Below are 10,090 nucleotides of genomic sequence, written 5' to 3'. Positions count from 1 at the left end.
GGCCCATGCCGGAAGCGGCGCCGGTAATGGCCGCCACGCGGCCGTTGAATGACTTCATGACAGGCTCCCTTCTGCGGTGGTGTGGGGCGTTGCGGCCGGGCGCGTGGTGGACGGTATCGGCACCAGGCTGGCGACGTAGTCCTTGAGGGCGAAATGCCGGGTGACCTGCTTGAAACGCCAGGTGGAGCCGGGCCACAGCGTGGTGTTCTTGCCGGTGCGTGGGTCCAGGTACCAGCTCTTGCAGCCGCCGGTGGACCAGATGGTGCCGTTGAGTTTTTCCTGCAGCCTGGCGTTGTAGGCCAGTTCCACCGCCGGCTTGACGTCCACCGTGGCGATGCGATGACGCTGCATTTGCTGCAGGGCATCGAGGATGTAGGTGACCTGGGCCTCGATCATCAGAATCATCGAGTTATGCCCCAGCCCGGTGTTGGGGCCGACGATCAGGAACAGGTTCGGATAACCCGGCACCGTGGTGCCCAGGTAGGCGTGGGCGCCGTCTTGCCAGGTGTCCATCAGGTCGATGCCGTGGCGCCCGATGATGCAGTTGCGGGGCAGCGGATCGGTGGCCTGGAAGCCGGTGCCGAAGATGAGGCAGTCAGCCGGGTGCTTGATGCCGTCGGCGGTGATCACCCCGTCCGCCTCGATGCGCAGCACGTTGTCGGTTACCACCTGCACATTGCTGCGGGACAGGGCCGGGTAGTAGTCGTTGGAGATCAGCACGCGCTTGCAGCCGATGGTGTAGTCCGGCGTCAGGGTCTTGCGCAGGGAAGGGCGGGCCACTTGTTTGTGCAGGTGGCGCACGGCGATTTTCTGTACCATTTTCATCAGGCGCGGGTGCAGGGCAAAGCCCACCACGCGGCCTTCCAGTGCCCAATAGAACGCGCCGCGTACCAGGCGCTGGGTGAACGGCAGGTGCTTGAATGCCCAGCGCTCGAAGCGTGAAATCGGCCGGTCGGGCTTGGGCATGATCCACGGCGGGGTGCGCTGGAACAGGTCCAGGTGGGCCACTTGCGGCGCAATCTGCGGCACGAACTGAATGGCACTGGCGCCGGTGCCGATCACCGCCACGCGCTTGCCCTTCAATGAATACTCGTGGTCCCACTGCTGGGAGTGGAAGCGCTTGCCCTTGAAGCTGTCCAGGCCCGGAATATCCGGCAGTGCCGGGCGCGACAGGCCGCCCATTCCCGACACCAGCACCCGCGCACTGACCTGGCGGCCATTGCTGAAGCTCAGGCTCCAGCGCTGTTGCGCCTCATCAAATACCGCCTTCTCCAGGCCCATGCCAAAGCGCAGGAACGGCGCCAGTTCGAAGCGCCGTGCGCACTGCTCCAGGTAGGCGCGAATCTCCGCCTGTGGCGCAAATTGCCGGGTCCAGTCCGGGTTGGGCGCAAAGGAAAACGAATAGACATGGGATTGCACGTCGCAGGCGCAACCGGGGTAGTGGTTGTCCCGCCAGGTGCCGCCGAGAGCATCGGCCTGTTCGGCAATAAAGAAGTCGTGGAACCCGGCTTCCTTGAGTTTGATCGCCATGCACAGCCCGGCAAATCCGGAACCGATGATGGCGATGTCGATGGTGTCATGGGCATTCATAGGCTGTCCCTCGTGGGCCGGTGGCGCCTTACGGGTGTCGACATCGGATGTGCTCCTTGTTTTTGTTTTGGCTTTTTAGATAGAACACCATTGCAAAGGAAAATTGAATTATTTATTTTAAAAAAGATTTTAAATAATCTACCTGAAAATATCGTCTAGGCTACGACCCAGTTCCTCATGTGCGACTTATCCGACGGACGAGAGCTTGTACGCACACAGTTAAGGTCCAGGGTGGACGATGGCTGAGGCCTTGACCAATACCGGTCGGGCCGCCAGCAACGCAGGGATGCAGAGGACCGAGCTATGGCTGTCGAGTGGGTTGTCGCTGCGGGTGTGTGTGTAGGGTTAAGCGTAGTGTTGTGGGCCTTCAGTGCCCGGATGACACGGCGTATAGAGGCTGCTGTTCCGATCAACGGGCGCTTTCTGGAGATCAACGGCGAGCGCTTTCATTATGTAGACGAGGGCAAGGGCCCACCGCTGGTGATGATCCACGGGCTGATGGGCAGCAGTCGCAACTTGACGTACGCCTTGTCTGCCCAATTGCGTGAGCACTTTCGAGTGATCACCGTGGATCGTCCGGGGTCGGGTTATTCCACCCGGCATGCCGGCACGGCCGCGGACCTGCCTGGCCAGGCCCGGCAAGTCGCCAGCTTTATCCAGACGCTTGACCTGGATAAGCCGCTGGTGCTGGGGCATTCCCTCGGCGGGGCGATTTCCCTGGCCCTGGCCCTGGACCATCCCCACGCGGTGTCCGGATTGATCCTGGTGGCGCCCCTGACCCATCCCCAGCGCCTGCTGCCGCTGGTGTTTATGTCGTTGGCGATACGCCCGGGATGGCTGCGACGCTTTATGTCGCACACCCTGACCATGCCGATCGGATTGCTGACCAAAGGCTCGGTGGTCAAGGGCGTGTTTGCCCCCGACCCGGCCCCGGAAGACTTCGCCACCCGTGGCGGCGGCTTGTTGGGCATGCGGCCCGAGAACTTCTATGCCGCCTCCACCGAGATCAACCTGGTCAACGATTTCCTGCCGGACATGGTCAAGCGCTACCCGCAGCTGACGTTGCCGATCGGGCTGATTTATGGCGCGCAGGACAAGGTGCTGGATTTCCGCAAACACGGGCAGGCCCTGGCCAGCCTGGTGCCGGGCCTGAAGCTGCAGCTGGTGGAAGGGCGCGGGCATATGTTGCCGATCACGGCCACCGAGCGTGTCGCGGCGGTGGTCGAGCAGATAGCCAAGCGCGTCCGGCCGCCGGAAAGCGCCACGGTGTTGCACCCGCCGTTTGCGTTGGCGAGTAAATAATTGTGCGACTGAACTCGCGGTTCGAACTCGTCAATGCTTGCCCTAGACACCTGACCAAACGGCTGAAAAAGAGACTGCCCGGTCACGTTCAAAAGGGTTCAAGAAACTAGTTGACGACCTAACGATTCCGCGCTATTTATTTAAAAAAATTATTTCAATGTCTAATTTGAAACAATTTTTGAAATGCCTAAGAGCGAATAAAATAATGAAAAAAACGCCTTTTATCGCATGGTTGAATTCTCGGGGCAGTCACCGCTCCGTGTACCTGTCCAGTGTTGATTTTTGCTCCCTGCCTGCCTGCGTCGTGCGGAGGCTGCCATGAATCAGACCCTGGCTGCCCCGAACGTCTGGACCGACGGCAAGCGCCACCTGTGGTGGCTCGGCATCATGCCCCTGGCAACCCCAATTCTCTCTGGCGCCCTGGCCATCACTACCGGCGTGCAACAACTGTGGTGGGTCGGTGTGCTGGTGATCTTCGGCCTGATCCCGCTGATCGACGGCCTGCTGGGTGAAGACGTCAGCAACCCGCCCGAGTCCGCCGTCAGCAACCTCGAATCCCAAAGCTACTACCGCTGGATCGTCTACACCGGCGTGCTGTTTGTCATCTCATCCCTGGTGGTCACCGGGTGGCTGGCCGCAGGCGGTATCGACTGGATTATCAATGGCGGCCTGTTGCATGCCACCGCCACCCTGGACCCGTCGAGCTGGCTGGCGAAAACCGCCGCGTTCATCACCGCGCGCACCGAGCTGCATGGCCAGGTGAGCTGGTTCACCTACCTGGGCATGGCAATGTCCACTGGCGCTGCCACCGGCATCGCCATCAACACCGCCCATGAGCTGGGGCACAAGCCGCGCCTGCTGGAAGTCGTGCTGGCCAAGATCACCCTGGCGCCGACCTTCTACGGGCACTTCTACACCGAACACAACCGTGGCCACCACGTGCGCGTCGCCACCCCGGAAGACCCGGCCAGTTCGCGGTTGGGGGAGAGCTTCTGGGCCTTCCTGCCGCGCTCGGTATGGTTCAGCGCCCGCTCGGCGTGGAACCTGGAGCGTGTACGCCTGCGCAAACTCGGCCTGCCGGCCTGGCACTGGAAGAACGCCGTACTCAGCGCCTGGATGTACAGTGTGGTGTTGTGGGGCGCGATGATTGCCTGGCTGGGCGCGGCAGTGATTCCATTCCTGATCATCCAGGGCATCTACGGTTTCTCGCTGCTGGAAGTGGTGAACTATGTCGAGCACTACGGCCTGAAACGCCAGAAGTTGCCCAACGGTCGTTATGAGCGTTGCTCGCCACGCCATTCCTGGAACAGTAATCGGATTGTCACCAATATCTTTCTGTTCCAACTGCAGCGGCACTCCGACCATCACGCCAACCCAACCAGAAGTTATCAGTCACTGCGTCATTTTGATGAATCGCCGCAACTCCCATACGGTTATGCCAGCATGATTGTTTGGGCGTATGTGCCGTACTTGTGGCGACGACGCATGGATCACCGGGTACTTAATCATTACGCCGGGGATATTACCCTGACCAATCTTCAACCTTCACAGCGTTTGAAGTACCTGGAGAAGTACAGCAACACCACCAGACCCTTCTAACGAAAGCAGTCAGTTGTAGGGCGTACTCGGGATCTGTGCATCGCGCAGGTTTTCATCGCCCAGGCTTTACCGGTTTCGAGTACGGCTTAGTTGCAAGACAGTTGTTTGACCCGAACAAAAATAAAATGAAGGGAAGGACGTACACCATGCAAACCCCTGCCAAGTTCACCACGCACATTGTATTGGCCGCGCTGGGCCTGATCGTTTACCACCAGGCCCAGGCCGCCCGTATCGAACCTGCCGGCAGCGCGTTTACTGCCCAGGGCCCCATCAGCTTTTCCAAAGGCGCGCTGATCAGCGCGGATTGCACCATCAAGGTCGCCGGCAAAGTGGCGGCGGATGGGTCGTCAGTAAATGTCGACAAAGTTGAGTTCGACGGCGGCCTCAAGTGCAGCCGGGTCGAAGCCATCAACTTGCCGTGGGTATTGGTGGCTAAAGATACCAGGAGCGGCTCGATGTCGAAGATCGCCGTGGATGTGCATGCCTTTGGTTTGGGCGGCAAGTGCGGGCCTTCTACTGCCGATGGAACCTGGGATAACGCCACCGGCAAGCTGGAAGCGTCGAATGTGCCTATCGGCGAAGACTGCAAGATCAAGACGGTGTCGATCAAGATGCCGCCGAGTTTCAAAGTTGTTGAGTAACAGTGGGATGTTGTAGCGGTAATTGAATTGAAATTTGGCTGGAAAGGGAAGTTCTGCAGATTCACCGTGACCTCTCGATCATGGCCATTACCCCTGGCGAAATGACTCGCCATAACATGTGAGGAAAAATAATGAAAAGCTTGAAAACCCTCGTGTCTTTGACTGCTTTGACTGTTTGCATGGGTGCTGCTTCGATGGCCAGTGCGGCGTCTTTCAGCCCTATTGGTGCAAGCATCACCGCTAACGGCAGCATTACGGTCAAATCGCCGTCGTCGTTTCAGCAGCCAGTGACTTGCAACATTCTTTTCCAGGGTGTTGTTAACGCCGATGGTACTGCCAATATCAATAGCGCCACCGTATCGGGTTCCAACAGCCTGTGCGCATTGCCCAAGATGACTAACCTGCCATGGAAACTATCGGCTACCTCCGTTACTGCGGGTACCGTGACCAACGTTGGCTACACCATCGCAGGTGCACCGCCAATCATTCCTGCCACCAACTGCGGCCCGACCACTATTGCCGTGGGCCTGGCGTCAACTGCCAGCCCAGCTTCCAGCACGATCACTGCAACCAACCAGACGCTGACCGGCAGTTGCACCGTGGTGTCGCTGAGCCTCACCGCACCGGGTGCCGTGGTAATTCCTTGATAGGCGTACTCCGTAAAAAGGGTTGATCACCCCGATGGAAGGCAGGCGCCTCGCGAGAGGCGCTTGTTCAGGGATGGACAGCCAACGGATCGGCTGACAACACCGTTCATTGCGCTTGGTGAATACGTCACCAGACAGGTGGAAAAACATGGAAAGCTTGAAAACGTTCGTGGGTGCTACTGCTGTTGCAATGTGCATTTGTGCGGCTTCGATGGCCAACGCGGCGTCTTTCATTCCTGCCGACCAATCATTTACCACCGTTAACGGCACCCTGACGCTGAAGTCGCCGTCTTCGATGAGGACACCTGTAACGTGTAATATCCAGTTTGTTGGGCGGGTATCCCACGATGGTTCCACGGCAAGTCTGACCAGTGTTTATATCGCCGGCAGCAACGCCCTGTGTGCCATGTATCGTGTCAGTAACTTGCCATGGGTATTGAGTCCAACAGCCAGTGCTTTCGGCGCATTATCTAATGTCAGTTTCACTGTGGCGAGCCTTCCGCCAATCATTCCTGGTACTAACTGCGGTCCTGCAACTATTAGCGTTTCTCTCTTCAATAACACCGATGGCTTAAATCTTTATGCAATCAATCAGGTACTTCCCGGTAGCTGTGAAGTTGTGTCGATGCGCTTCGCAATGCCATACCTGATGATAAATCCTTGATAAACGAATTTTGATCGGCTTGCGCCTCAGGCGAGGTGTCTGGCCATGTAACTGATGCCGGCGGAGCCGGTGGATAACAATAAAAAGTCTGGGGACTAAGACAATGCAAAGCCTTACCACACGTATTTCTCTAACTGCGCTGCTGCTTGGCCTGGCATTCACATCCTCAATGACCCACGCGGCATCGTTTGCCCAGGCGGGCGCCGCATTTACTGCCACTGGCTCGATCTCTACCGCAGTAAAACTTTTGGTATGGACACCCGTCCCTTGCACTGTCGCGCTGACCGGAAAGGTCGCTTCCGACGGTTCAAGTGCGACCATCACCGGTGCCACTTTTACGGGCAACGCACTGTGCGGAGTTTCCGGGCCGCTTAATCTGCCGTGGACCCTCGTACCGACGAATGCCAGCACCGCAACACTTTCAGGTTTCGCCGAGAAGTTCTTCTCCGACACGTGCGCGTCTCCAAGTACGTTGACCACGCAATGGAGTGCTGCTGATAACACCTTTAGCCTCCTTAGCCCTCACACCGTAGGCGACAGCTGCCGAATCACGGCATTCAGTTTCAAGCCTTCGCCAGTCCTCACGATTAGTCCTTGAACTTGATCATCAGGTCAAAGGTTGAAATATGCCCCTGAACGGGCAAACGAAGCAGCAAGACGAGCCGGCTCGAGCAGGCTCAGTTTGATAACAATAAGGAGTGCCGCATGAATAATAAAAAACAACAGGTGCAGGCTGTATTGGGGCTCGCATTGCTGGGGGGGCTGATGATTACCGCTCCGGCGCAGGCAGGTGGTTTTGCTACCCCGACCTATGGCGCGCAGGGCTGGGGCCGTGCCTTTGGTGGTGGTTCGCTGTTCAAGGATGACCCTTCAGCTGCGTACAACAACCCGGCTGCCATGGCATTTATTGATCACACTATCGTGCAGCAAACCGTCGACTACGCCCGCGTCAATATCAAGTACAAGGGCAGTGCTTACGACTACAAGGGAGATCCGAGCAGTTCCAGCGTCATTGATCCGTTGACAGGTATACCTACCTCAACCCCGCGCACAGGCAACGGCGGCGAAGCAGGCTTCACCGCTTGGCTGCCTACCGGCTTTGCGGTGATTCCGCTCAATGACCGTTTTGCGCTCGGCTTTAGCGCTGTTGTCCCTCAAGGCATGAAAAGTACCTGGGACCCGGATTGGAAGGGTCGCGACTTCGCCGTCGACACCAAGATCGAAACGGTAGGTGTGACGGGCTCGCTGTCGTTCAAGGTCAACGACCAGTTCTCCATTGGTGGTGGCGCCATCGTGCAGCACAGTAGTGGCTTTGTCAGCCAGAACGTCGACCTGCTGGCAGCGGCGGCCTTGTCGCCAGGATTGGGCGGTGCACCCTTTCCTTCAGGGGTTGGGCATGCCTTGATGCGGGTCAAGGTAGATAACACCTCTGTCGGCTGGTTTGCCGGCGTGGTCTGGAAGCCGACGCTGCAGGATACTGTTGGCCTGAACTACCACGCCAAGATCAAGAACAAGCTGGAGGGTAACTACAATATCTATGCCGATGACGGCTCCAGAAGCCTGATGACCGATATCAACCCTGCTTTCGGCAAAACCCTGGTAGAGCAGGCGTACCCGGGCCTGCATCTGTACCCGGATGGCGCCAACGCCTCAACCCAGCTGGATATTCCGGCCAATGCCGCGATTGATTGGGTGCACGTGTTCAACGACCGCTTCACCCTGGGTGTCAGCGCCATGTGGACGCAATGGTCTTCGTTCAAGGACCTGACCCTGAAGTCCGACGGCAGCACCATCGTGTCGATTCCCTACAAGTACCGTGACGTCTGGATGCTGTCGGTGGGCGGTGACTACAAACTCACCGACGACTGGACCGTGCGTGCCGGTGTCGCCAATGACCAGACTCCAACCCGTAACTCCACACGTGACCCACGTATTCCTGACGGTGACCGCTGGTTTGCTTCCCTGGGCCTGAGCTACGCCGTAAGAGCTATTCCGGGGCTGACCTTGGACGGTGCGTACTCCCGGCAGTTTGTGGAAGAGGTCAAGTTGAAGACGCAGAACGTCGATCGTCTCGGCGGCGCACGCCTGGATGGCAAGGTCGACAGCAAAGGGGAGGTGGTCAGCTTATCAGCGACTTACGCGTTCTGATCGCGTGCAGTGAAGTGAATTGACTAGCCGATAAAGGAGGGCAGCAAGCGCATCTTGCTGCTCTTCCGGCATTTCTCACGTGCTCCCTTTGATCCATCAGGCTGACTTGCTCAGCCCTTGATTTTTTCGCCCAAGCATTAAATAAAAATTTCAAAACAAAATTTGAATTTATCTTTTCAAGTTTGTAGTGTGGCTTTACGTCACAGGTCATTCCGATCTGCCCGGGCGTTGGCCGTACCCTGAATTGAGTAGAGGTATCCCCATGGTTATCTGGTTATTGGCGGGACTCGCAGCAGCGATTGCCCTGGCGTATCGACAAGCCGCTGCCACCCTCTGGCTGGGTGCCGGCCTGGTCTGGCTGGCGGCCGGTTACCTGTTCAACGCAGTCGCCGGTTTCGGCGCCGGCGTGGTGGCGGTGCTGGTGGTGTTGCCCGCGCTGCTGCTGACGATCAAACCCCTGCGCCGCACCCTGTTGACCAGCAAGGCCCTGGGCCTTTTTCGCGGCATCATGCCGGCAATGTCCGACACCGAGCGTGCTGCCATCGAGTCCGGCACCGTGTGGTGGGACGCCGAGCTGTTCAGCGGCAAACCGCGCTGGGAACGCCTGCTGCAAGCCGCACCCGCCAGCCTCAGCGCTGAAGAACAGGCCTTCCTCGACAACGAAGTGGAGACCCTGTGTGACATGTCCAACGACTGGGAAACCACCCAGGTCTGGCAAGACATGTCCCCCGAAGGCTGGCAGTACACCAAGGATGCCGGCTTCCTCGGCATGATCATTCCCAAGCAATACGGCGGCAAAGGCTTCTCCCACTATGCGCATTCGCAAGTGGTGATGAAGCTCTCGACCCGCTGCTCGGCGGCGGCGATTTCAGTGATGGTGCCCAACTCCCTGGGCCCGGCCGAACTGCTGCTGCACTACGGCACCGACGCCCAGCGCAACTACTACCTGCCACGTCTGGCACGGGGCGAAGACATCCCGTGCTTCGCCCTGACCAGCCCGTATGCCGGCTCCGACGCCGGCGCGATTCCAGACCTGGGCATCGTCTGCAAGGGCATGCACGAAGGTGAGGAAGTGCTGGGTTTCCGTGTGACCTGGGACAAGCGCTACATCACCCTCGGCCCAATCGCCACCGTGCTCGGCCTGGCCTTCCGCGCCGAAGACCCGGGCGGTCTGCTCGGCCAGCCGGGTTCCCTGGGCATCACCTGCGCGTTGATCCCCACCACCCATCCGGGGGTGAACAGCGGCCGGCGTCACTGGCCACTCAATGCCGTATTCCAGAATGGCCCGACCACCGGCAAGGATGTGTTTATCCCGCTGGAATGGGTGATCGGCGGCCGCGAGCAAGTCGGCAACGGCTGGCGCATGCTGATGGAATGCCTGGCGGCTGGCCGGGCGATTTCCCTGCCGTCGGCCAACGTCGGCCTGGGCAAGGTGGCTGTGCGCGGCACCACCGCTTATGCGGCGATGCGCAAGCAATTCGGCCTGCCCATCGGCAAGT

Annotated in this window: 9 protein-coding genes; 8 read left to right on the top strand and 1 reads right to left on the bottom strand. The window is 58.8% G+C overall.

The window, feature by feature from the left end; translation table 11 throughout:
- Positions 1-54: 54 nt before the first annotated feature.
- A complete protein-coding gene (locus HX846_RS23845) occupies positions 55-1,590 on the bottom strand; it encodes an NAD(P)/FAD-dependent oxidoreductase (RefSeq protein WP_178966207.1) in 1,536 nt (511 codons plus the stop codon).
- A 303-nt stretch (positions 1,591-1,893) separates the two neighbouring features.
- Here HX846_RS23845 and HX846_RS23840 point away from each other — a divergent pair, with 303 nt between their 5' ends.
- From HX846_RS23840 to HX846_RS23805, 8 genes are all read left to right on the top strand, one after another.
- Complete coding sequence (locus tag HX846_RS23840; RefSeq protein ID WP_023658917.1) at positions 1,894-2,892, top strand: alpha/beta fold hydrolase; 999 nt, start codon at positions 1,894-1,896, stop codon at positions 2,890-2,892.
- Positions 2,893-3,210: 318 nt separating this feature from the next.
- Complete coding sequence (locus tag HX846_RS23835; RefSeq protein ID WP_178966206.1) at positions 3,211-4,491, top strand: alkane 1-monooxygenase; 1,281 nt, start codon at positions 3,211-3,213, stop codon at positions 4,489-4,491.
- A gap of 146 nt (positions 4,492-4,637) precedes the next feature.
- Positions 4,638-5,132 carry an alkane oxidation protein activator PraA gene (gene praA / locus HX846_RS23830; protein WP_008437144.1) on the top strand — a complete coding sequence of 165 codons (495 nt, stop codon included), beginning with the start codon at positions 4,638-4,640 and terminating at the stop codon, positions 5,130-5,132.
- 131 nt (positions 5,133-5,263) lie between these two features.
- The gene (gene praB / locus HX846_RS23825) at positions 5,264-5,779 is read left to right on the top strand and encodes an alkane oxidation protein activator PraB (RefSeq protein WP_008437145.1); all 516 of its coding nucleotides are present in this window, start codon (positions 5,264-5,266) and stop codon (positions 5,777-5,779) included.
- Between the two features lie 148 nt (positions 5,780-5,927).
- Positions 5,928-6,443: an alkane oxidation protein activator PraB gene (gene praB, locus HX846_RS23820; RefSeq protein ID WP_087694131.1), complete on the top strand. Its 516-nt coding sequence runs from the start codon at positions 5,928-5,930 to the stop codon at positions 6,441-6,443.
- 103 nt (positions 6,444-6,546) lie between these two features.
- On the top strand, positions 6,547-7,041 hold the full coding sequence (locus HX846_RS23815) for a protein activator (protein WP_146013732.1): 495 nt from the start codon (positions 6,547-6,549) through the stop codon (positions 7,039-7,041).
- A gap of 107 nt (positions 7,042-7,148) precedes the next feature.
- Positions 7,149-8,591 (top strand): outer membrane protein transport protein, encoded by a 1,443-nt coding sequence (locus HX846_RS23810; protein ID WP_008437147.1) that lies wholly within the window; start codon positions 7,149-7,151, stop codon positions 8,589-8,591.
- A 262-nt stretch (positions 8,592-8,853) separates the two neighbouring features.
- Positions 8,854-10,090, top strand: a 1,237-nt coding sequence (locus HX846_RS23805) for an acyl-CoA dehydrogenase (protein ID WP_178966205.1), incomplete at its 3' end; no start/stop codon positions are given.

Source organism: Pseudomonas sp. K5002, assembly GCF_013386655.1.
In the GTDB taxonomy this organism is placed as follows: domain Bacteria; phylum Pseudomonadota; class Gammaproteobacteria; order Pseudomonadales; family Pseudomonadaceae; genus Aquipseudomonas.
The sequence above is the reverse complement of the archived record's forward strand: the minus strand, read 5'-3'. Positions and strand labels throughout refer to the sequence as shown.

Bases quoted from the DNA above. Each gene is read 5' to 3' on its own strand.
- HX846_RS23835 (WP_178966206.1), top strand. From the start codon at position 3,211: ATGAATCAGACCCTGGCTGCCCCGAACGTCTGGACCGACGGCAAGCGC.
- praB (WP_087694131.1), top strand. From the start codon at position 5,928: ATGGAAAGCTTGAAAACGTTCGTGGGTGCTACTGCTGTTGCAATGTGC.
- HX846_RS23810 (WP_008437147.1), top strand. From the start codon at position 7,149: ATGAATAATAAAAAACAACAGGTGCAGGCTGTATTGGGGCTCGCATTG.
- praB (WP_008437145.1), top strand. From the start codon at position 5,264: ATGAAAAGCTTGAAAACCCTCGTGTCTTTGACTGCTTTGACTGTTTGC.
- praA (WP_008437144.1), top strand. From the start codon at position 4,638: ATGCAAACCCCTGCCAAGTTCACCACGCACATTGTATTGGCCGCGCTG.
- HX846_RS23845 (WP_178966207.1), bottom strand. From the start codon at position 1,590: ATGAATGCCCATGACACCATCGACATCGCCATCATCGGTTCCGGATTT.
- HX846_RS23815 (WP_146013732.1), top strand. From the start codon at position 6,547: ATGCAAAGCCTTACCACACGTATTTCTCTAACTGCGCTGCTGCTTGGC.
- HX846_RS23840 (WP_023658917.1), top strand. From the start codon at position 1,894: ATGGCTGTCGAGTGGGTTGTCGCTGCGGGTGTGTGTGTAGGGTTAAGC.